This is a genomic window from Roseateles sp. P2_H4 (assembly GCF_056403315.1).
In genome coordinates this window covers 170887-192712 of sequence record NZ_JBFUFR010000006.1, presented here as the reverse complement: position 1 = coordinate 192712, position 21826 = coordinate 170887, and the positions used below count along the sequence as shown (strand labels likewise).

Annotated in this window: 20 protein-coding genes; 4 read left to right on the top strand and 16 right to left on the bottom strand. The window is 67.8% G+C overall.

The features are described from left to right. Nucleotides 1-3: 3 nt before the first annotated feature. From AC1DW3_RS06965 to AC1DW3_RS06950, 4 genes are read right to left on the bottom strand one after another with little or no spacing between them, the layout of a single operon-like run. Nucleotides 4-852 carry a Tim44 domain-containing protein gene (locus tag AC1DW3_RS06965; RefSeq protein WP_477929906.1) on the bottom strand — a complete coding sequence of 283 codons (849 nt, stop codon included), beginning with the start codon at nucleotides 850-852 and terminating at the stop codon, nucleotides 4-6. Nucleotides 853-909: 57 nt separating this feature from the next. Continuing rightward, nucleotides 910-1614 carry an SDR family NAD(P)-dependent oxidoreductase gene (locus AC1DW3_RS06960; protein ID WP_477929904.1) on the bottom strand — a complete coding sequence of 235 codons (705 nt, stop codon included), beginning with the start codon at nucleotides 1612-1614 and terminating at the stop codon, nucleotides 910-912. A 3-nt stretch (nucleotides 1615-1617) separates the two neighbouring features. Beyond that, nucleotides 1618-2208 (bottom strand): pseudouridine synthase, encoded by a 591-nt coding sequence (locus AC1DW3_RS06955; protein WP_477929902.1) that lies wholly within the window; start codon nucleotides 2206-2208, stop codon nucleotides 1618-1620. After that, nucleotides 2208-3110, bottom strand: a complete 903-nt coding sequence (locus AC1DW3_RS06950) for a DMT family transporter (RefSeq protein ID WP_477929900.1) — start codon at nucleotides 3108-3110, stop codon at nucleotides 2208-2210. Before AC1DW3_RS06950 ends, AC1DW3_RS06955 begins: the two co-directional genes overlap by 1 nt. A 62-nt stretch (nucleotides 3111-3172) precedes the next feature. On the opposite strand from AC1DW3_RS06950, the gene AC1DW3_RS06945 reads away from it, so the two are divergent. Next, the gene (locus AC1DW3_RS06945) at nucleotides 3173-4162 is read left to right on the top strand and encodes a quinone oxidoreductase family protein (protein WP_477929898.1); all 990 of its coding nucleotides are present in this window, start codon (nucleotides 3173-3175) and stop codon (nucleotides 4160-4162) included. Between the two features lie 5 nt (nucleotides 4163-4167). On the opposite strand, the gene AC1DW3_RS06940 is transcribed toward AC1DW3_RS06945, so the two are convergent. Further along, on the bottom strand, nucleotides 4168-5649 hold the full coding sequence (locus AC1DW3_RS06940) for an ATP-binding protein (protein ID WP_477929897.1): 1482 nt from the start codon (nucleotides 5647-5649) through the stop codon (nucleotides 4168-4170). 66 nt (nucleotides 5650-5715) lie between these two features. Then, complete coding sequence (gene lspA / locus AC1DW3_RS06935) at nucleotides 5716-6210, bottom strand: signal peptidase II (protein WP_477929895.1); 495 nt, start codon at nucleotides 6208-6210, stop codon at nucleotides 5716-5718. A 114-nt stretch (nucleotides 6211-6324) separates the two neighbouring features. Here lspA and AC1DW3_RS06930 point away from each other — a divergent pair, with 114 nt between their 5' ends. Further along, nucleotides 6325-6831, top strand: coding sequence for a DUF1269 domain-containing protein (locus AC1DW3_RS06930; RefSeq protein ID WP_477929893.1), 507 nt, complete (start codon nucleotides 6325-6327; stop codon nucleotides 6829-6831). 6 nt (nucleotides 6832-6837) lie between these two features. Here AC1DW3_RS06930 and ileS read toward each other — a convergent pair whose 3' ends face one another. From ileS to AC1DW3_RS06880, 10 genes are all read right to left on the bottom strand, one after another. Next, on the bottom strand, nucleotides 6838-9660 hold the full coding sequence (ileS, locus tag AC1DW3_RS06925; RefSeq protein ID WP_477929891.1) for an isoleucine--tRNA ligase: 2823 nt from the start codon (nucleotides 9658-9660) through the stop codon (nucleotides 6838-6840). A gap of 82 nt (nucleotides 9661-9742) precedes the next feature. Further along, nucleotides 9743-10759: a bifunctional riboflavin kinase/FAD synthetase gene (locus AC1DW3_RS06920; RefSeq protein WP_477929889.1), complete on the bottom strand. Its 1017-nt coding sequence runs from the start codon at nucleotides 10757-10759 to the stop codon at nucleotides 9743-9745. A 5-nt stretch (nucleotides 10760-10764) separates the two neighbouring features. Beyond that, entirely contained in the window at nucleotides 10765-11502 is a 738-nt protein-coding gene (locus AC1DW3_RS06915; RefSeq protein ID WP_477929887.1) for a pseudouridine synthase, read from the bottom strand. Continuing rightward, complete coding sequence (locus tag AC1DW3_RS06910; protein ID WP_477929885.1) at nucleotides 11499-12044, bottom strand: DUF3617 domain-containing protein; 546 nt, start codon at nucleotides 12042-12044, stop codon at nucleotides 11499-11501. Before AC1DW3_RS06910 ends, AC1DW3_RS06915 begins: the two co-directional genes overlap by 4 nt. Before the next feature lie 15 nt (nucleotides 12045-12059). Further along, nucleotides 12060-13175, bottom strand: a complete 1116-nt coding sequence (locus AC1DW3_RS06905; RefSeq protein WP_477929883.1) for an acyl-CoA dehydrogenase family protein — start codon at nucleotides 13173-13175, stop codon at nucleotides 12060-12062. Nucleotides 13176-13187: 12 nt separating this feature from the next. Continuing rightward, complete coding sequence (locus tag AC1DW3_RS06900; protein WP_477929881.1) at nucleotides 13188-14387, bottom strand: acyl-CoA dehydrogenase family protein; 1200 nt, start codon at nucleotides 14385-14387, stop codon at nucleotides 13188-13190. A 155-nt stretch (nucleotides 14388-14542) separates the two neighbouring features. Further along, nucleotides 14543-15463, bottom strand: coding sequence for a PEP-CTERM sorting domain-containing protein (locus AC1DW3_RS06895; protein ID WP_477929879.1), 921 nt, complete (start codon nucleotides 15461-15463; stop codon nucleotides 14543-14545). 168 nt (nucleotides 15464-15631) lie between these two features. Then, nucleotides 15632-18430: an XrtA/PEP-CTERM system TPR-repeat protein PrsT gene (gene prsT, locus AC1DW3_RS06890; protein WP_477929877.1), complete on the bottom strand. Its 2799-nt coding sequence runs from the start codon at nucleotides 18428-18430 to the stop codon at nucleotides 15632-15634. Between the two features lie 79 nt (nucleotides 18431-18509). Continuing rightward, nucleotides 18510-19202: a retropepsin-like aspartic protease family protein gene (locus AC1DW3_RS06885; RefSeq protein ID WP_477929875.1), complete on the bottom strand. Its 693-nt coding sequence runs from the start codon at nucleotides 19200-19202 to the stop codon at nucleotides 18510-18512. Nucleotides 19203-19204: 2 nt separating this feature from the next. After that, a complete protein-coding gene (locus AC1DW3_RS06880) occupies nucleotides 19205-19693 on the bottom strand; it encodes a YajQ family cyclic di-GMP-binding protein (protein WP_477929873.1) in 489 nt (162 codons plus the stop codon). Nucleotides 19694-19730: 37 nt separating this feature from the next. Between AC1DW3_RS06880 and murB the strand changes: the two genes are divergently transcribed. Continuing rightward, complete coding sequence (gene murB, locus AC1DW3_RS06875) at nucleotides 19731-20810, top strand: UDP-N-acetylmuramate dehydrogenase (RefSeq protein ID WP_477929871.1); 1080 nt, start codon at nucleotides 19731-19733, stop codon at nucleotides 20808-20810. Nucleotides 20811-20882: 72 nt separating this feature from the next. Next, the gene (locus AC1DW3_RS06870; RefSeq protein ID WP_477929869.1) at nucleotides 20883-21710 is read left to right on the top strand and encodes a DNA ligase; all 828 of its coding nucleotides are present in this window, start codon (nucleotides 20883-20885) and stop codon (nucleotides 21708-21710) included. Nucleotides 21711-21826 lie beyond the last annotated feature (116 nt).

Here is a 21826-nt window from a genome sequence, read left to right as displayed (position 1 = left end):
GGGTCATGCCGTCTGCTGGATGCCGGCGATCAGCCAGCCCTCGCCGGACTTGACCAGATGCCAGATCTCGTCGAAATCCTCTGCGGCCTGCTCGCTCTTTTCGCGCACGAGCCCCGAGAAGCGCACGGAGACGATCTGCTGGCCCTCTTCGGTCGCGACGTCGACGACGCGGGCGTCGAGCTTGAGCACCTCGGTGCGCTGCGTCTGGCTGCCGCGTTCCAGCAGTTCGCTCTGGATGCTGGCGTACATCTGCGGCGTCGTGAAGCGGCGCAGGTCGGCTTGGTCGCCGGCATCGTTGGCGGCCTGCAGGCGGATGAAGACCTGCTTGGCGAGCGGCTCGAAGCCGGCCGTGTCGAAGTCTGCTGGCACAGCGGCCACGGAGCCGGCGGCCGCTGCGGGCGCGGCATTCCAGGCGGGCTCAGCTTCCCGGAAGCTGGCGCCGTTTGCGCCGGCGAGTTGCGGCTTGGGTGACGCGAAGCGGCGCACCAGGAAGCGGATGACGAAGACCGCCACCAGGCCCAGCAACACCATGGTCATGATGCTGGCCAGCTCGCCGCCGAAACCGAAGTGGCTGGCCAGCGCGGCCAGGCCCAGGCCGGCCGCCAGGCCGGCGATGGGGCCGAGCCAGGAACGCTTGGGCGCCACGGCGGGGGGCGTGGGTGTCGCGGCGGCCTGTTTGTTGGGGGCGGCCTGCTGCGGCGCCGGTTGCTGCGCGGGTGGCGTTTGTGGCGCGGTCTGGGTGGGCACGCTGCGCTTCATGCCGCCGCCAGACAGGCGCTTGGCCTCGGCGTCATGGGCGGGCAGCGTGACAGCCAGCAGGGTGGCGAGGGTCACTGCAAAGATGCGGTTCAAGCGAGTCTCCAGAAGATGGGGAACGAGCCTCTGGTTGTGGGGCTCGGATCAGGATTTTCAAGCGTCTCGGATGTCTGATACGACGGTTTTTCCGAAGTCTGGCCGCATGAGAAACCGAACTATCGCTTCTGCCGTGGCGGTCGCCGTCTGCAACTGCCCGTCGTCCTTCAAGCCCTGGAAGCGCGTCTGCTCAGGGAAGCGGCCGGGATCGGCGCCGCGCAACTGGACCTGCATGTCGGTGTCGATGACGCCGGGTGCCAGCGAGACGACACCGACATCCGGCTCTTCCAGTGCCAAAGCGCGGCTAAGGTGGTCCAGCCCGGCCTTGATGGCGCAATAGGCCGCGCTGCCCGCCATGGCGCGCCGGCCCAGGCCGGAGGAGATGTTGAGGATGCGGCGCTGGGGCAGGCCGGCCGTTTCCGCCAGGAAGACGCGGTTCAGCAGCGTGGGYGCCTCCAGCCCCACGCGCAGCGCGGCGGACAGCTCCGAGAGGTCCGTCGCGGCGAGCGAGCCGGGCTCGCTGAGCAGGGCTGCGTTGTTGATCAGCGTGGCGCTCTGCCAGCCGGTGTGGGCGCGCAGCCAGGTTTGGAGGCGGTCGGCGGCGACCCTCGGTTCGGCGAGATCAAGCGTCCACTGCTCGGCCTGCAGCGCAGGGTTGATCTTGCGCGCGATGCCGATGACGGTGTGGTCGGCCTGCGTGAGTTGCTGGACCAGGGCGGCGCCCAGGCCGCGTGAGCTGCCGGTGACGATGTAGAGATGCATGGCTCAGAACTCCGGTGGGCAGGTGAAGTGATGGTCGCCGATTCGCAGTTCACTGGCGTGCAGCAGCAGGCGAGGGCTGGCGGCGGCGCGGTCGGGCTCGGCATACAGCGTGTCACCGAGGATGGCGTGACCGATGGCGGCGAGGTGGACGCGAAGTTGATGGGTGCGGCCGGTCAGCGGTTCCAGCGCGACGCGCGTCTGGTCACCTTCATGGGCGAGGGCGTGCCAGCGCGTCTGTGAGGGCTTGCCGTGTTGGTGGTCGACCCGTTGGCGCGGCCGGTTGGGCCAGTCCGCACCGACCGGCAGGTCGATGAGTCCTTCGCCCTCGAGACGGCCGGCGACGACGGCGACATAGAGCTTGCCGATGCGGCGCTCGGCGAAGTCGGCGCTGAGATCGCGCTGGGCATCGAGGCCGCGTGCGAACAGCAGCAGCCCCGAGGTGGCCTGGTCGAGCCGATGCACGATGAGGGCGTCGGGGTACAGGGCCTGCACACGCGCACTTGCACAGTCCGGCTCGATGCGGCCCGGCACGCTGAGCAGGCCGGCCGGCTTGTCGATGACGACGAGGCGATCGCCGGCGTACAGAATCTGCATCAGCGCGAGGAGACGACGATGCCAGCGGCGATCAGCAGGAAAGCCAGGCCGTGGTACCAGGCGGGCGCGACACCCAGCAGGGCCGCCGAGATGACGGCGGCGAACACCGGCGTCAGGTTGACGAAGAAGCTGGCCAGGGCCGGCCCCGCCTCGGCCACGCCCAGGCCCCAGCAGCGGTAGGCGATCAGCGACGGACAGATGGCGACATAGGCCAGCACGGCGACGAGAGCGGGGCTCCAGTGGATGGGCGCCGGCGCGACGGCCTGCTCCACGCCGGCTGCCACGCCCGAGAACACGACGCCGAACATCAGCTGCGACATCAGCGACTCGGCCCAGTTCCAGTCCGGCCGCTCGCCAGCTCTCAGGCCGGGCGCGGGCCGGGCCAGCATCCAGGAGTAGATGGCCCAGGTGAAGAGGGCCACCAGCATCAGCAGGTCGCCGGGCACGAAATGCACGGCCAACAAGGCGGCGGGGTCGCCGCGCGCGATGACGACGGCCACGCCGACCAGGGACAGGGCCGCACCGCCAAGCTGGCGGTGGGTCGGCTTCACGCCGTAGAAGATGGCGCCTACACCCAGCATCCAGACCGGCATGCTGGCGGTGATCAGCGTGACGTTCAGCGGCGATGAGGTGTGCAGGGCGAGGTATTGCAGCGAGTTGTAGCAACCCATGCCCAGGAAGCCCAGCCAGGCCAGGCCGCGCCAGCGCTTCAGGGCCTCACTCGGGTCGGCGAGCAGACGGCGGGCCAGCGGTGCCAGCAGCAGGAAGGCGATCAGCCAGCGCAGCGCGTTCAGCGCCATCGGCGGGATGTCGTTGCGCACCAGGCGGCCGACGACGGCATTGCCGGCCCACAGCAGGGGCGGCAGCGTCAGCAGCACAGCGAGGCGTGGGGTCAGTTTCATCAACGACGGCGAGAGATGCAAAGGGCTGGCACGATAGCCGACCTCGCAACAGGAGACGTCGCATGAGTGAAAAGGCCATCGTCATCGAGGCTCCGGGAGGCCCGGAGCAGCTGAAGCTGGTGGACGTGGAGGTCGGCGCGCCCGGGCCTGGCGAGATCCGCATCCGCCACCAGGCCTGCGGCCTCAACTACATCGACGTCTATCACCGCAACGGCAGTTACGCCTTGCCACTGCCGGCCCGCCTGGGCATGGAAGGCGCGGGCGTTGTCGAGGCGGTGGGTGAGGGCGTCACCCATCTGAAGCCGGGCGACCGTGCTGCCTATGCGAGCAACCCGCCCGGCGCCTATGCAACGGCCCGTGTGATGCCCGCCAAATGCGTGCTCAGGCTACCCGACGCGATCTCCTTCGAGACCGGCGCGGCCATGATGCTCAAGGGCCTGACGGTGCAATACCTGCTGCGCAAGACCCTGCCTCAGGGCGGGCTGCAGGCTGGCGACTTCGTGCTCTTCCACGCGGCGGCCGGCGGCGTCGGCTTGATCGCCTGCCAATGGGCCCGCGCGCTGGGCCTGCAGCTCATAGCCACCGCGGGCAGCGACGAAAAATGCCAGCTTGCCCTCGACAACGGTGCGACGCACGCCATCAACTACCGCCGTGACACGGACTTCGCTGCCAAGGTGCGCGAGATCACCGGCGGGCGCGGCGTCAAGGTCGTCTACGACTCGGTCGGCGCCGACACCTGGGAAGGCTCGCTGAACAGCCTGGCGCCCTTCGGTCTGCTGGCCAGCTTCGGCGGCGCCTCCGGCCCGGTGCCTCCGTTCAGCGTCGGCACGCTGGCGGCCAAGGGCTCGCTGTATGTGACGCGGCCGACGCTGTTCACGCACATCGCCACGCGCGAGGCCACCCAGGCCATGGGGGACGAGCTGTTCGAGATGGTGGCGAGCGGCAAGGTCAAGATCCGCATCGACAAGCGCTATGCCTTGGCCGACGCGGCCCAGTCGCATCGCGACCTGGAAGCCCGCCAACTGCTGGGCAGCGCCGTGCTGCTGCCCTGAAGTCTTCAGGCCGGCACGCGGCCGAGCTGCAGTTCGAAGCTGAAGCTGGAGCCGACGCCGGGCTCGCTCTCCACGGTGATCTCGCCGTCCATCAGGCTGACCAGGCGCTGCACGATGGTCAGGCCCAGGCCGGTGCCGCCGTAACGGCGCGTGATGCTGCCGTCCGCCTGCGTGAAGGGATCGAAGATCTGGCCGATCTGGTCGCGCGTCATGCCGATGCCGGTGTCGGTGACGGCCACGCGCAGGCGCAGGCGGTCGGGGCCGTCGCTCTCGTGCGCGTCAGCCATCGCGATCTCGATGCGGACCTCGCCACGTTCGGTGAACTTGAGGGCATTGCCGATCAGGTTGATCAGCACCTGGCGCAGCCGCAGCGCGTCGCCCACCAGCCACGACGGCACGCCGGGCTGCACGCGCGCATGCAGCTGGATGCCCTTGTCATGGGCCTGCAGCAGCAGCGGTTGAAGTGACTCGCCGAGGCAGTCGTGCAGGCTGAAGGGCTGCTCGTCGATGACGATGCGGCCGGCCTCGATCTTGGCCACGTCCAGCAGGTCGTTGATGATGGTCATCAAGCCCTTGGCGGACTGGTGGGCCATGCCGATGAAGCGGCGCTGGCGCTCGTCGAGCTCGGTCGTCTGCAGCACGAGTTCGGTCAGGCCGAGCACGCCGTTCATGGGCGTGCGAATCTCGTGGCTCATATTGGCCAGGAAGCTGCTCTTGGCCTGGCTGGCTGTCTCGGCGGCCTCGCGCGCGGCGACCAGGGCCACCTGGCTGGCTTTGAGGTCGGCGATGTCACGCGCATTGAAGAGCATGACGGTGTCGCCGGTGACGGGGTCGCGCATGGGCCGCGCGTCCAGCGCATGCCAGCACAGGCCGGCCAGGGTCAGCAGTTCGACGTCCTGGCGGCAGTTCTCGCCGCGCTGCACGCGGCCGAGGATGCTGGCGGCGTCGCCGGTGTGGGCGAACAGCCGGGTGAACTCGCTCTGGCCGGGGCCAGGCGGTGTGTCGCCGAAGGTCAGGGCTGCGGCCGGGTTGCGCATCAGCAATTCACCCTGATGCTGGTTCACCAGGCCGAACACGGCAATGCGCACCGAGGTGTGCTGCAGGGCTTCGACGCCGCGCAGCATGGACAGGTCGGCGCCACCACCGAGGGAGTCGGCCGCGAACAGCATGACCTGGCGGCGCTCTGGCGTGCGCATGCCGCGCGAGACCAGCATCACCGTCGTCGGCTCGCCCTTGGGATAGAGGGTCCATTGCTCGCGGACGATCTTGCCCTGGGCATGGTCGGCTGCCGTGACGGCCAGGCGCTCGCGCACGGCGTCGCCATGTTCGGAGAAGTCACGCGACAGGAACTCCTCGGCGCTGTCGGCATGCCAGAAGCGCAGGGCCGCGGCATTGGCCCAGAGGTTGCGCTGTTGTTCGGGGTCGAAGACCCACAGGGGAACGTCGAGCCAGTCGTAGTGGCTCAGGCTGGCGAAGTCGAGGAGCATCGGTGGCGGCGAGAAGGCGCGCGATTGTCACCGCTCGTCACATCTGCGCCCCGTGAACTAGTGCGCTCAACCGCGGCGTACGCGGCGCAGTTCGTCCAGGATCAGCAGCACGGCCCCGACGGTGATGGCACTGTCGGCCACGTTGAAGGCCGGGAAGTACCAGCCGCCGGCGTGGACCTGGATGAAGTCGACGACGTAGCCGTGGATGGCGCGGTCGATGACATTGCCCAGCGCGCCGCCCAGGATCAGCGTCAACGCCCAGGCGAACAGCTTCTGGTGGCCGTGGCGGCGCAGCATCCAGATGATGAAGCCGGCAGCGACGAGGCCCAGGCCGAGGAAGAACCAGCGCTGCCAGCCCGAGGCGCCATGCAGGAAGCTGAAGGCGGCGCCGAAGTTGTGGGCCCGCACCACGTCGAAGAAGCTGGTGACCGGGTGCACGTCGCCGAGCTGGAAGGTGCGCAGGATGAGCACCTTGGTGAGCTGGTCGGCCAGGATGATGAGGGCGGCAATCAGCAGCCAGTGGGTCAGGCCGGAGGATGAGGACGACGAGCGAGAAGGCATGGAATAGGGGTCGCGAGGCGAGGGCCGCCAATGTAACTTGCCGCCGGGCCGGGGCTTGTAGGCGCAGGAGAAGCGGCGTAGAAGAGGAACTCTCCCTTCTCGCAGGAGGACACCATGCGAAAGCGCATCTACTGGCTGCTGCCCCACCTGAGCAGCGCCCGGCGCACGATGGACGAGTTGTTGCTCGCCCGCATCACCGAGCACCACATCCACTTCGTCGCCGCCGAGGGCGCGTCCATGGACGGCCTGCATGCCGCCAATGTGCTGCAGACCTCGGACCTCGTCGAGGCCGCACAGAGCGGGGCGCTGATCGGTTCCGGCCTGGGTGCGGCGGGCGGCGTCGCGGCGGCCCTGGCGATCAGCGCGGCCTCGCCCGCAGCGGTCGTCATCGGCCTGGCCGCGGTGGGCGCCATGCTGGGCACCTGGTCGTCCAGCATGATCGGCAGTTCGACGCCGAGCCGGCGCCTGAAACGCTTCGAGCAGGCGATCGAGGAAGGGCAATACCTGCTCATCGTCGACGTGCCGCGCTCGCGCATCACCGAGATCGAGGAACTACTGGAACGCACCCACCCCGAAGCGCACTTCGAGGGGGTGGAACCCAATATTCCTGCTTTCCCGTAAGCGAGGTCAGGCAACTGTGCGGGTTTCGCCCGCGCCGTGCAGATTGCTGTCGCAGCGCCCGCACAGCGTCGGGTGGGCGGCATTGCTGCCGACGTCGGCGCGGTAGTGCCAGCAGCGCTCGCACTTGGCGTGGCTGCTGGGCGTGACGACGACGCCCAGTTCGCCCGCTGAAGCCAGGCGTACGGCCGACGTGATGAAGACAAAGCGCAGGTCGTCGCCCAGGCTGCTCAGCAGCATCTGGTCCTGCTCGTTGACCTTGAGCACCAATTCGGCCTGCAGCGACGCGCCGACGGCACCCGTCGTGCGCACCGCCTCGATGGCCTTGTTGACCTCGTCGCGGATCTCGTGGATGCGATTCCACTTGGCCAGCAGCGAGGCATCGGTGGCACCGAAGTTCCAATAGGTCTCGGTGAAGATGCTCTCGCCCTTGCCCAAGACTGCCCAGGCTTCCTCGGCCGTGAAGCTCAGGAAGGGCGCCATCCAGCGCAGCATGGCGTGCGTGATCTGCCACAGCGCCGTCTGTGCCGAGCGGCGCGCCAGGCTCTTGGGTGCGGTCGTGTAGAGGCGGTCCTTCAGCACGTCGAGGTAGAAGGCGCCGAGGTCTTCGGAGCAGTAGACCTGCAGCTTGGAAACCACCGGGTGGAACTCGTAGCGCTCGAAGTGCGCCAGGATGTCCGTCTGCAGCTCGGCGGCGCGGGCCAGCGCGTAGCGGTCCACTTCCAGCAGGTCTTCAGCGGCGACGCTGTCCGTGGCGGGATCGAAGTCGCTGACGTTGGCGAGCAGGAAGCGCAGCGTGTTGCGGATGCGGCGGTAGCTGTCGACGACGCGGGCGAGGATCTTTTCGTCCAGTCCCAGGTCGCCGGAGTAGTCGGTCGCGGCCGTCCACAGGCGCAGGATCTCGGCGCCGAACTTGTCCGACACGGCCTGCGGCGCGACCACATTGCCCATGGACTTGCTCATCTTGCGGCCCTGGCCGTCGACGACGAAGCCATGGGTCAGCAGCCCCTTGTAGGGTGCGCGGCCGTAGAGGGCGCAGGCGATCAGCAGTGACGAGTGGAACCAGCCGCGGTGCTGGTCATGGCCTTCGAGGTAGAGGTCGGCCTCGGGGCCGCTGTCGTGGCCGGCGCCTTTGTGGCTGCCCTTGAGCACATGCTCGAAGGTCGAGCCGGAGTCGAACCAGACGTCCAGGATGTCCTGGCCCTTGGTGTAGTGGACGGCTTCCGTGCCCAGCCACTCGGCGGCGTCGAGCTTGGACCAGGCTTCGATGCCGTTGGCCTCGACCAGCTGGGCGGCACGTTCGATGAACTCCAGCGTGTCCGGGTGCGCCTCGCCCGTGTCCTTGTGCAGGAAGATGGGCAGGGGCACGCCCCAGCTGCGCTGGCGCGAGATGCACCAGTCGGGCCGGCCGGCGATCATGTCGTGCAGGCGGGCGCGGCCGTTCTCGGGGTAGAAGCTGGTCGCCTCGATGGCGGCCAGTGCCGTCTTGCGCAGGCTCTGGGGTGCCTTGGCCGTCGTGAACAGGCCGTCGCCCTCGTCCATGCGAACGAACCACTGGGCCGCGGCGCGGTAGATGACGGGTGACTTGTGGCGCCAGCAATGCGGATAGCTGTGGGTCAGCTTGCTCTGGGCCATCAGGCGGCCGGCGTCCAGCAGTGCCTGCGCGATGACGGGGTTGGCCTTCCAGATGTGCTGGCCGCCGAACAGCGGCAGGTCGGCGGCATAGGCGCCATTGCCCTGCACGGGGTTGAGGATGTCGTCGAAGGCCAGGCCGTGGGCGACACAGGACTGGAAGTCGTCCAGGCCATAGGCGGGCGCGGAGTGGACGACGCCGGTGCCGTCCTCGGCCGTCGCGTAGTCGGCGAGGTAGACCGGGCTTTCGCGGTCGTAGCCCGGGTCGACGTGCGCGAGCGGGTGCTTGAACTTCAGCAGTTCCAGCGAGCGGCCCGGCGTGGTCGCGACGACGCTGCCTTCCAGTTGCCAGCGCGTCAGGCATTTCTCCACCAGCGCCTCGGCAACGACGAAGTAGCCCTTGGGCGTGTCGACCAGCGCATAGGGCAGCTCGGGGTTGAGGTTGAGCGCCTGGTTGGCCGGGATGGTCCAGGGCGTGGTCGTCCAGATGACGGTGAAGGCTTCCTTGGCCAGCGGCGCGACGCCGAAGGCCGCAGCGAGCTTTTCCGGTTCGGCGCTCAGGAAAGCCACGTCGACGGCCGGGCTCTGCTTGTCGGCGTACTCGATCTCGAACTCGGCCAGCGACGAGCCGCAATCGAAGCACCAGTAGACGGGCTTCAGGCCGCGGTAGACGAAGCCGCGCTCGAACATTCGCTTCAAGACGCGGATCTCGCCGGCCTCGTTGGCGAAGTTCATCGTCTTGTACGGGTTGTCCCATTCGCCGAGCACGCCCAGGCGCTTGAAGTCCTGGCGCTGGCCGTCGATCTGCTCGGTGGCGTAAGCGCGGCTCTTGGCCTGCACCTCGTCGCGCGGCAGGCCGCGGCCGAAGGTCTTCTCGATCTGGTTCTCGATGGGCAGGCCGTGGCAGTCCCAGCCGGGGATGTAGGCCGCGTCGAAGCCCGCCAGCTGGCGCGCCTTGACGATCATGTCCTTCAGGATCTTGTTGGCGGCGTGGCCGATGTGGATCTGGCCATTGGCATAGGGCGGGCCGTCGTGCAGCACGAACTTCGGCGCGCCGCAGCGCGCGTCGCGCAGGCGCTTGTACAGGCCTTGCTCGTCCCAGGCCTTGACCCAGCCTGGCTCGCGCTTGGGCAGGTCGCCGCGCATCGGGAAAGGCGTGTCGGGCAGGTTGAGCGTGGAGCGGTAGTCCGGGGTGGTCATGGCGTGCGGCCAGACGAAAAGTCTGGCGGGTCTGGCGTTCAGAAGTCGGGGAGGGCGGAGCGAAGAGCGGCTGGGAGCCGCTTCAAATTCGGTCGCGCGTGGTCTGGCGTCGCTGTGCGGCGTGGGTGGCCAGGAAGGCGCGAGCTGCCTCGGTGTCGGCGGCAATCGCGGCCGTGAGCGCGTCCAGCCCGTCGTACCTGGCTTCGTCGCGAAGTTTGTGCAGCAGTTCCACGCGGGCGAGTTTACCGTAGCCCCCCTCTGCACCCAGGGGCCATTCCAGGCAGTGGACCTCGAGCAGCACGCGCCCCGCATCCTCCACGGTGGGCCGTCGGCCCAGACTGGCGACGCCCGGCAGGGGCTCGGGCGCCAGACCGTGGACGAGGACGGCGAAGATGCCCTGGGCAGCCGGCTTGTCGTGGTCGAAGCGCAGGTTCAGCGTGCGAAAGCCATCGGCGGCGCCGGGGGCGCTCTCGCCGAGCTGGCGACCCAGTTTGCGGCCGTGGGTGACATGACCCGAGATGGCATAGGGCCGGCCCAGCAGCGAGGCGGCGGCGGCCATGTCGCCGGCCGCAAGCGCCTCGCGCACGGCCGAGCTGCTGACGCGCAGGCCGTGCACCTCGTAGCTCATCATGCGGGCGACGTCGAAGCCGCGCGCCTGGCCGGCGGCGTCCAGCGTCGCGTAGTCGCCCTGGCGCTTGGCGCCGAAGCGGAAGTCGTCGCCGACCAGGACATAGCGGGCGCCCAGGCCGTCGACCAGCACCTGGCGGATGAAGTCCTGGGCCGGCAGCGAGGCCAGGGCCTCGTCGAAGCGCAGGATGACGACCTGGTCGACGCCACAGCGCTCGAGTTCAACCAGCTTGTCGCGCAGATTGGCGATGCGCGCAGGGGCGAGTTCGGGCTTGCCAGCCTTGGCGGCGAAGAAGTCGCGTGGATGCGGCTCGAAGGTCATCACGCAGGTCGGCAGACCGCGGTGGCGGGCCTCGGACTGCAGCAGGGCCAGCATGGCCTGGTGGCCGCGGTGCACGCCATCGAAGTTGCCGATGGTGAGCGCGCAGGCGGGGGCGATGCCGGGGTGGTGGAAACCTCTGAAAACTCGCATCGGCCCTATTGTCCCCAGACCTCGTCCGGGCTGCCGATCCAGCGCCATTCACCCGGCTTGAGGTCGGCCGACAGCGTCAGCGCGCCGAACTGCGGCCGGTGCAGCGCCTCGACGCGATTGCCCACCGCGGCGACCATGCGTTTGACCTGGTGGTATTTGCCTTCCACCAAGGTCAGCCGCAGCAGCGTCTCGTCGACGATCTCGGCGCCTTCGGCCTTGCTGATCTCGGGAGGGCGCTGGAACTTGCCAGGCACCTTGCTTTCGGGCTCTTTCAACTCCACGCCGGCCAGCAGCTGCTCGACCATGGCCGCCGTCAGCGGATGCTTGCAGCGCGCCTCATAGACCTTGGGCACATGGTGCTTGGGCGAGGTCAGCTTGTGGATCAGCGTGCCATCGTCGGTCAGCAGCAGCAGGCCCGTCGTGTCCTCGTCCAGCCGGCCGATGGGCTGCACGCCGCGCTCGCGCAGTGGCGCGGGCAGCAGGCTCAGCACACTGGGGTGATGCTTGGGCTTCTGCGAGCACTCATAGCCGGCGGGCTTGTTCAGCAGGACCAGGGCCTTGTCGAAGACGGGCCACTCCTGCCCGTTGACGGTGAAGCGCAGCCCTTCGGTCTCGAACTCGGTATCGGGTTCCTCGACGACCTCGCCGTTGACGCTGACTTCACCATGCCACACCAGGCCGGCGCACAGACGGCGTGTACCAAAACCCTGGCTGAACAGGATCTGCGAAAGCTTCTGCTTCACTTGGCCTGGGGGGAGGGCATGGGCTTCACGTCGCCACAGTCGGCGCCCAGCCAGCGGCCTTCGCCGCTGACCTTGGTGGTCTCGGTCTTGCCCTGGCGTTGATGGCGGATGGTGACGTCGTTGGTGAAGCCCTCGTTGCCGCGCAGCGTGACCGTCGCGTCGCCTTCCGACGCTGGGTCGGTGCAGACGAAATGCGTCTGGATGGTGCTGCCGCTGCGCTTGATCTCCTGCGTGCAGTTGCCTTGGTGATTCACCGGCGCCATGTTGCGCTCGGCCTGCTCCTTGGTGACGCAGGTCTTGATGGTGATCCCACCGCCAGACATGCTGACGTTGACGCCCTTCTGGGCCATCATCTTCTCGATCATCTGACGCTGCTCGGGCGGCATGCTCTCCATGGCCTTCTGGGCCTGGGCCATCTGGGCCTGGCGCGCCGGGTCGAGCTGGGGCGTCTGTTTGAACTCCCACAGCCCGGGCTTCATCTGCTGGGCGTGGGCGGCGCCAGCCAGCAGGCCGGCGAACAACAGGATGGCAGGGATCTTCATCGGCGACCTCCAGGGTCAGGCAAACACCCCCGCAGTGTCCTGCATCCGGGCGCTGACTTCAYCGAGGTGATGCAGGGTGTCGCCCCATTGCATCTCCATGACCGTCAGGCGCTTGAAGTAGTGGCTGCCGACATACTCGTCGGTGACGCCGATGCCGCCGTGCATCTGCGTGCATTGCTGGCCGACGAAGCGCATCGAGTTGCCGAGTTGCACCTTGGCCTGCGATGCCGCGCGGCGGCGCACGGCGGGTGCGTCGCCCAGGCGCAGCGTGGCGTAGTAGCTCATCGAGCGGGCCAGTTCCAGCTGCATCTTCACATCGGCCGCGCGGTGGCGCAGCGCCTGGAAGCTGCTGATCACGACGCCGAACTGCTTGCGGGTGTTGAGGTACTCGACGGTCAGCGCCAGGTACTTCTCCATGACGCCGACGGCCTCGGCCGCCTGGGCGGCAATGCCGATGTCTGCCGCCAGCTCCAGCAGCGCCAGGCCCTGCTCGGGGCCGGCGATGAGTTCGCCGGGGGTGTTGTCCAGATGCACTTCGGCGGCGCGGGAGCCGTCGTAGATCGAATAGGGCCGCGTGTGTAAGCCGGCCGCCGAGCGCTCCACCAGGTAGAGGGCGATGCCGTCAGTGCCGTCCACGCGGGCCGGCACGATGAAGGCGTCGGCGACATCGCCGGCCGGCACCAGGCTCTTCACGCCCGTCAGCTTGCCGTCGACGGCGCGCGTCGCGACCTGGCTCAGGCGGTAGCGCGACTTGGCCTCCTGGTGGGCCAGCACGACGAGGGCCTCGCCGCCGGCGATGCGCGGCAGCCAGGCGGCCTGCAGCGCGTCCGGCGCATGGCTGAGCAGCGCCGGCGCGATCAGCGCACCCTGGGCCACCGGCTCCATGACGAGGCCGCGGCCCAGCTCTTCCATGACCACCATCGCCTCGACGGCACCGAAACCCAGGCCGCCATGGGCCTCGGGCACGGCCAGCGCGGTCAGGCCGAGGCCGGCCAGGCCGTCCCAGGCGGCGCGATCGAAGCCACCGGCGCGCTCGATCTGGACGCGGCGCTCGAAGGCGTAATCCTTGTCGACGAAGCGGCGCACGGCATCGCGCAGGGCTTGCTGGTCTTCAGAGAAATCGAAATCCATGTCTTGTCTCCCTCAGCCGAGCACGGTCTGCGCGACGATATTGCGTTGCACTTCGTTGGAGCCGCCGTAGATCGTCGTCTTGCGGACGTTGAGGTAGTTGCCGGTCAGTGGGATGGCATGGTCGGCGCCACCTATCCAGGCACCACCCAGCCACTGGTCGCCCTGCCAGCCGGCTTCCATGGCCTCGTGGACATAGGGCAGGGCGAGCGGGCCGCCGGCCAGCATCATCAGTTCGGTGTAGCGCTGCTGCAGCTCGCTGCCGCGGATCTTCAGCAGGCCCGCAACGTCCAGCGGCTGCTTGCCGGTGCGCTCACCCGACAGCACGCGCAGCACCATCATCTCCAGTGCCACGACGTCGACCTCGCACAGCGCGATCTGGTCGCGAAAGCGTGCGTCGTCCATCAGCCCTTCGGCCTTGGCGATGCGCTTGAGGCGCTCCAGTTCGCGCTTGGCGCGGTTCACGTCGGCGATGTTGGTGCGCTCGTGCGAGAGCAGGTGCTTGGCATAGGTCCAGCCCTTGTTCTCTTCGCCGATCAGGTTCTCGGCCGGCACCTCGACGTTGTCGAACCAGACCTCGTTCACCTCGTGCTCGCCGTCGAGCATGATGATGGGCTTGACGCTGACGCCAGGCGTCTTCATGTCGATGAGCAGGAATGAAATGCCGGTCTGCGGCTTGCCCTCGGTGGATGTACGCACCAGGCAGAAGATCCAGTCGCCGTACTGGCCCAGCGTCGTCCAGGTCTTCTGGCCGTTGACGATGTATTTGTCGCCCTGCCGCTCGGCGCGGCACTTCAGCGAGGCCAGGTCCGAGCCCGAGCCCGGTTCGCTGTAGCCCTGGCTCCACCAGACCTCGCCGCTCATGATGCCGGGCAGGAAGCGCTGCTGCTGCTCCGGCGTGCCGAAGGCCATGATGACCGGCGCCACCATCACCGGGCCGAAGGGCACGATGCGCGGTGCGCAGGCGAGGGCGCATTCCTCCTCGAACAGATGACGCTGCACGGCATTCCAGCCCGGGCCACCGAACTGCTTGGGCCAGGCCCAGCCATGCCAGCCCTTGGCGCCGAGGATCTTGGCCCAGCGCTGCAGGTCGTCCTTGTTCAGGCGCAGCGCGTTGCGCACCTTGTGGGCGATATCGGCCGGCAGGTTGGCGTGCACCCAGTCGCGCACCTCGGTGCGGAAGGCCAGTTCCGCATCGGTGAAATTGAGGTCCATTGGTCTGTCCCCGTCGCTGTGTTGTCGTGATGAGAATCCGCGCGTTTTAGCACGGTCGTTCGCATCCTGGCTGTCCGGCCAGGGACAGAACAGCGAGTTGGCTTCCAGAAAGCAGAAAGCCGCCCGGAGGCGGCTTTCAGTCGAGATGACTCGGGTCAGGCGGCGAGCTTGGCCTGGCGGCGGCGCAGGCCGAAGACACCTGCCAGCGCGACACCCGTCAGGGCCAGCGAAGCCGGCTCGGGGACGTTCTGGTTGGAACCACCGCAAACGCCGTTGGCGTTGACGGCCTGCAGGCACTTGCTGCCGGCGGCGGCGTAGAGCTTGAAGAAGTCGTCGCCGTTGGTCAGCGAGCCGCGGTTGTCGGTCTGTGCGCTTTGCGTGAAGCCGCTGTTGTAGGCCGTGATCAGCCACCAGCTGGACGTCTTGCCCTGCGCGTTCACGGCGTTGTAGGGGTCGTTCGTGTCCTTGATGAAGTCGCCGTAGTTGCCGACGAGTTCCCAGCCTGCCATCGAGCCGGCAGCCGTGCCGCCCAGCGTCGGGGCGGCGCCGCCCGTCCAGCGGAACAGCGAGACGTCGACCGTCTTGCCCTGCGACGTCGTGTTGGCGCCGCAAGTGCCGGCGGCGTAGGTGATGACGCTGGTGGAGTTGTTCTTGCAGGCCACTTCCGCGTTCGCGGTGGTGCTGTCGGTGAAGCCCAGGCCGATGCTGGACAGCACGGTGGTGGCGCTGAAGGTCAGCAGCACGCCTTCGGTGTTCTGGTTGTTGTCCAGCGCGTGATAGGGCGAGCCGTTGTCGGAGCCGGAGTACATGCCTTCGCCGTTGCCTGCGAAGTTGGTCAGCGTGCCCGCCGTCCAGTTGCCGGCCAGCTTGTTGGAGCCGTTCAGCGTGTTGTCGACATAGAAGCCCGACATCTTGACCGTGTAGGCAGCGTTGCCGCTTTCGCCGAACGTCGTGCTCGTGGCGACGGTGGCACCCGTATTGGGGTCAAGGTTCCAGTAGGCCTGAGCAGCACCACTCCAGGCCAGGCCTGCGATGAGCGCCGTCAGAGCGGTCATGCGGATGGAAAGGGCTTTCATCGGTTTTTTCCTTTGTTGTCGCCAGCGGCGGTCAAATCTGATTTGGTAAAAGCAAACTCAATGCCAGCACTGAAATCTCTTTACCGTTCAAGGACTTGATATTGCGTTTTGACCGGCTTGATAAAAATTGTAAGAACAACCGACAGCGAAGCGGTGAGTTTTGACCCCTCAATTGAGGGTGGCCAGCAGCTTTCTGGCGTCGTCCGCTGCGGCGAAGTTCGCATTTCCCTTCAAGGCGGCGCCAAGCTCCTCCCGGGCTTCTCCCTTGCGGCCCGCCTGGGCAAGGACGACCGCCAGGTGATAACGGACATCCGGAACATCGGGAGCACGCAGGCGCGCCTCGCGCAGCAACTGCAGGGCGCGTTCTGGTTTACCCGCGAGATGGTTGGCCCAACCCGCGGTATCCATCAGCTTGGGATTGCGGTTGTCGACCTTGTAGGCGCGCTCGGCCATGTCCAGGGCGCCGGGGTCCTTGGACTCCATCAGCACATTGGCGAGGTTGTTCAAGGTCTCAGCGTGGTTGGGGCGTTGCTTGAGGATGGCGTCGTACTGCTTGCGGGCGGCGGCGAAGTCGCGCAGGCGCAGGTGCTGCTCGGCCACGGCGTTGCGCACGGCCAGGTCGCTGGGGTTTTTCCTGAGCCAGCTCTCCCCGAGTTCGATGGCGGCCTTCGGACCGTTCTGGCCGCCCACCGCGCGCATCAACCGGGCCAGGCTGGCCTGGGACTTCTCGATGTCATGCGCCTTGCGCAAGGCATCGATGGCGGCCGTGGCCTGGCCGCGGTAGGTCGCGACCTCGGCGAGCAGGTTGTAGCCGATGGCCGATTTCGGCGCGGCTTGAACGACCTGGCGGGCGCGCTGCTCCGACTTGGCGGCGTCGCCGCGGGCGAGGTCGACACTGGCCAGCATGGCCTGGGCCGGGACGAAGTCGGGGTTGCCGCTCAATGCCTTGTCCAGGCTGTAGGAGGCGCCGCTGAAGTCCTTGATGCTGATCTGCTGACGAGCGACCTCCAGCAGGCGAGGCGCATCGAAGGCCGCACGGCGCGCCGCATTCGTCAGCGTCGTCTTCGCGCCCGCCGTGTCCCCATTGGCCGCCTGGGCGCCGGCATAGGCCTGCAGTGCCTCGACGTCTTCGGGCAGTTTGGCCAGCAGGGCCTTGGCTGCCTCGACGGCGCGGGCCGGCTGGCCCTTGTGCAGATGCCAAGCCACGAGTGCGAAGTTGGCGCGCGTTTCGCGGGCGCTGCTGGCCTCGGCCGCGCTTTCCAGCCATTTCAGCGACTCCTCGTCCTTGCCCCAGCGTTCGTGCAGCAGGGCCAGTTCGAACAGCACATTGGTGTTGCGCTCGTCGTTCTTCAGCACTTCGCGCAGCCGCTTGTTGGCTGCATCGAAGTTGCCGGTCACCGTGTCGATGCGGACGAGGCCGAGCCGGGCCTCCATCAGCTTGGGATCCAGCTTGAGCGCCTTCTCGTAGCCCGCCCGGCCACCCGGATAGTCGCCGGACTGGGCCTTGGCATAGGCCTGGACCATCAGCACGGTCGCGTTGTTCGGGTTGGCGCGGGCCAGGCCCTCGGCCACCGCCAGCGCCTTGGCCGGCTGGTCTTCGCGCAGATACAGGGTGATCAGCGCCAGGCCGGCATAGGTCTGCTTGGGATCGGCCTTGTAGGCCTTGGCGAGCTCCTCGGCGGCGGGCGTGGACTTGCCACTCTGCAGCAACGACAGGCCCAGGGCCGTGCGGTACTCCGGCGAGTCCTTGGCCTTCAGGGCGTCCTGCATCAGCGCAACCGCGCGCGAATGCCGGCCTTGGTTCATATGGGCCGAGGCCAGCATCAGCAGTGCCTGGCCATCGCCGGGGCGCGCCTTGACGTAGGCCTCCAGCAATTCGATGGCGCGGTTGACGTTGGGTTCCTTCAGCGCGACCTGAGCCAGCAGCTTGACCAGCGGGCTGCCGGGCTGCTGGCGTGAAGCCAGCTCGAGGAAGGGCTTGGCCTTTTCCAGCTCACCCAGGCTGTAGTGGGCCAGGCCGTTGAGCATCAGCAGCTGGGTGCGGTAGCGGATGTACTCGATGGGAACCGGGTCGAGCAGGTCCGTGACCTTCTTCAGCGCGGCCCGCGAGGTGGCCGGGTCATTGGCGCGCTCGGCGAGCACCGCCCGAAGGTAGGAACCGCGCGGGTCATTGGGCTTGAGGACCTGCAGCTCGTTGACCTCGGCCAGCGCATCGGCATCACGGTTCAGGTCGACCAGCAGCCCGGCGCGCGCGAGATGGGATTCGGCATGCTTGGGCTCGGCCTTGATGGCGCGCTCGTAGCCGGCCAGCGCCAGCGAAACCTGGCCGGCGGCGTGGTGGATAGAAGCCTTCTGGTAGAGCGCCTCGGCGTTGTCGGGGGCCAGCTTGAGGGCCTGGTCGGCCGCGGCATGGGCTTCACCGAACTGGCGGCTGCGCACGCGCAGTGGAATCTCGGCAATCCAGCTGTTCACGTCGCTGGTGTTCAGCGCGCGCGCGTCCAGCACGCTGGCCAGGGCGGCCTTGGTGTCGCCCATGTCGGACTGGGCCAGCGCGCGCTCCAGCATCAGTTGCTGCTGGATGCCGGGCGGCAGGCCGGCAGGCTGCAGGCGCGGGTCTTCCAGCATCTGCGTTTGCTTGCCCTGGGAGTTCATCGCCATGGCCAGGGCGACGGCGACCTCGGCGCGGTTGACGCCCAGGCGGATGGCTTCCCCCAACTCGAATTCGGCCGCCGCGGGCTGGCTGTCGGCCTGCAGCGCCTTGCCGAGCAGCACGTGGACGGGGAGCTGGCTCTTGTCGGCCTGCAGCGCGTTCTTCAGCTGCACGATGGCGCCCGGGATGTCGCGCTTCTCGTAGCGCTGCAGCGCGTCTTCGTAGAAGCGCGAGGCCTTGGCGGCATCCTGGGCGAAAGCGCCAGGTGCGCCGGCGATCAGCAGGAGGGCCAGCAGACCGGGAAGCGAAGCGGGCAACAGGGCGCGTGTAGGGGTCATCGAGGCAGGCCGGCGAAGAGAGGGGCGCCGGATTCTTGCAGAAGCCTGCCCGCGCCTCTCAGTAGCGCAACTCCAAAGTCATGACGTCGTTCTCGCGCCGCATCTGGAAGCGATTCAGGAAGCTGTTGCCGAGCAACACATGGTTCATCAGGCCGGGGATGACGATCGCATCCACGTCGCGGACCTCGATCGAGCCGATGCGCACGCTGGCCAGCTGGATCTGGTAGGCGGGCACGACACCATTGGCCGTCTGCGTGACGATGCGCTTGCCGTACATATAGCGCAGGCCCAGCTTTTCGGCCTCGACCTGGCCGATGGCGATTGAGGTCGATCCCGTGTCGATGAGAAAGCTCGTGACCTGGCCGTTGATCATGCCCATCGTCGTGAAGTGGCCGCCGGGGCCCGCGGGCAGCATGATCTGGCGCGGCGCAGGAGCACCTTGGGAGACCACGCGCCCCGGCGCTGCGCCCAGCGTGAGCGCCTGGCGCCGGCCGCCATATTCGACGACGGCGCGGCCGTCCTCGATGGCGACCAGCTTGACGCCCTGCACGCTGGCGCCGACCTCGACGGTGCGCGGCTGGCCATCGATGACCAGCAGGGCCGCGCGCGAGCCCAGCATGCCGTTGAGCTGCACCTGGGCGGGCGGCAGCGGCAAGGGCTGGGCCAGGGCCTGGTGCGAGACCAGCAGCGAGGCCAGCAGAAAGACCAGTAGCAAGGGCAGGGGCGGCAGCAGCCCCACGAAGCGGCGCATGCTCAGTCGCGGAAATTGTTGTACGTGAGCGGCGTGTCGCTGAAGTTCTTCTTCAGGTGGGCGATGCCGGTCTGCAGGTCGTCGCGGTTCTTGCCGGTGACGCGTACGGCATCGCCCTGGATGCTGGCCTGGACCTTGAGCTTGCTCTCCTTCAGCGAGGCCACGATCTTCTTGGCGAGGGTGGCTTCGATGCCTTCCTTGATCTTGTAGACCTGGCGCACCTTGTCGCCGCCGAGCTTCTCGATCTTCTCGGCCTTGTCGAGGAAGCTGATGACGACGTCCTGCTTGGTCAGCTTGCCGTACAACACGACCTCGATCTGCTCCAGCTGGAACTCGCTGTCACCGGTGGCGTGGATTTCCTTGTCCTTGAGCTCGACCTTGGCGCCCGTCCCCTTGAAGTCGAAACGGGTGCCGATCTCCTTGATGGCGTTGTCCACGCCATTGCGGATCTTGACGTGATCGGGCTCGAGAACGGTGTCGAAGCTGGGCATTTGCAGGGCCGGTAGATGAATCGGCGAAAATTTTCCCATGCCCGCCACCCCCCACAGCGCTTTGCCCCCCTCGAATGAAGCCCCCGGCCTGCAGGTCGAGACCGACGTCAACCTCAAGCCCTACAACACTTTTGGCCTGCCGGCAGTGGCCCGGCGGCTCGTGCGCATCCGTGAGGCGGCCGATGTGCGCCGGGTGGTCGACCACCCGGATCTGGGCCTCGCACCGAAGTTCGTGCTGGGCGGCGGCAGCAACCTGGTGCTGACCCGGGATGTCGAGGCCGTCGTGCTGAAGGTGGAAATTACCGGCATCCGCCTGTTGGAAGAGCGCGACGACGCCTGGATCGTCGAGGCCGGCGCCGGCGTGGTCTGGCATGAGCTGGTCACCTGGACGCTGGATCACGGCTATCCGGGCCTGGAGAACATGGCGCTGATCCCCGGCACGGTGGGCGCCGCGCCGGTGCAGAACATCGGCGCCTATGGCATCGAGGTCAAGGACAGGCTGGAGGCCGTCGAGGTGATGGACCTCATCACCGGCCGGCCGGCCCTGCTGCCGGCCGAGGTCTGCCGCTTCGGCTACCGCGACAGCGTCTTCAAGCACAGCGATTTTGGCGGCTTGGCCGGAAAAAGCGTCATCACCCGGGTGCGCTTTCGCCTGCCCAAGCCCTGGCAGCCGGTGCTGGGCTATCTGGAGCTGGAGCGCAAGATGGCCGAGACCGGCATCACCGCGCCGGATGCGCGCCAGATCTACGACTGGATCTGCGCCGTGCGCCGCGCCAAGCTGCCCGACCCGGCCGTCATCGGCAACGCCGGTAGCTTCTTCAAGAACCCGGTCGTCACGGCCGAGCAGTGCCGCGACATCATCGGCCGCGACCCCGGCATCGTTCACTATCCCATGCCTGATGGAAGCGTGAAGCTGGCCGCCGGGTGGATGATCGACGCCTGCGGCTGGAAGGGGAAGACGGTGGGCGGAGCGGCGGTCTACGAGAAACAGGCCCTGGTGCTGGTCAACAAGGCGGACGCGCGCGGCGCGGAGGTCGTGACGCTGGCGCGGGCCATCCAGGAAAGCGTCTACGGGCGCTTTGGCATCCGGCTGGAGCCGGAGCCGGTGGTCCTATAGAGGTGAATCCTGCCGCCCGCGGGCTGTCGGTCGGATCGATCATGCTGCTTCCGGTTGCAACGGAGGATGGCCATGGATGGGATGACCTTGAGCCGGCGCGTGTGGCTGGCCTGGCTCGGAAGCTTGAGCCTGCCGGCGCTGGCCTTGGAGCCGCTGCTGGCGAAGAACGCGCCGGCCGGCATCGACCCGCGACCCTATCTCGTCAGCGAGAAGCTCGACGGCGTGCGCGCGCTGTGGGATGGCAAGTTGCTGAAGTTCCGCAGCGGCCGCCCCATTGCCGCGCCCGCCTGGTTCCTGGCCGAGCTGCCCGCGCAGCCGCTCGATGGCGAACTGTGGATGGGGCGACGCAGCTTCGATGCGCTGTCGGCCACGGTGCGGCGTGCGGAGCCGGTGGCCGCGGAGTGGCGGCTTCTCAGCTACCGCGTCTTCGAGCTGCCGGCGGGCGAGCGGGATTTCGAACGCCGCGCCGCCAGGCTCGCGACCATGGCCGGCGGCGTCGTCATGCCGGTGCCCCAGCAGCGGCTCAACTCCAACGCGGAACTGCGGGCCCGGCTCAAGCAGGTGGTCGATGCCGGCGGCGAAGGGTTGATGCTGCATCGCGCCGACGCGCCCTTGGCCTCGGGTCGCAGCGACCTGCTGTTGAAGCTGAAACCGGTGGCCGACGCCGAGGCGGTGGTCGTCGGCCATGAGCCCGGCAAAGGCCACCTCACCGGCCAGTTGGGTGCCCTGAAAGTGCAGACGCCCGAGGGTGTTCGCTTCAAGCTGGGAACCGGCTTCAGCGAGGCCCAGCGCCGCGACCCGCCGCCGATCGGCGCCACCGTCACCTACCGCTATCGTGACCTGACGACTGGTGGCAAGCCGCGCTTTGCGAGCTTCCTGCGCGTGGCTGACGCCTTTTGATGCCTTCTGAAGCCGCCTACAGCCAGCTCAGCAGCTTCTGCAGCCACAGGGGCAGGGGACGGCCGGGGACGTAGTTCTGACGGTACTGGCTGTACATGGTGGGCTCCTCAAAGCGA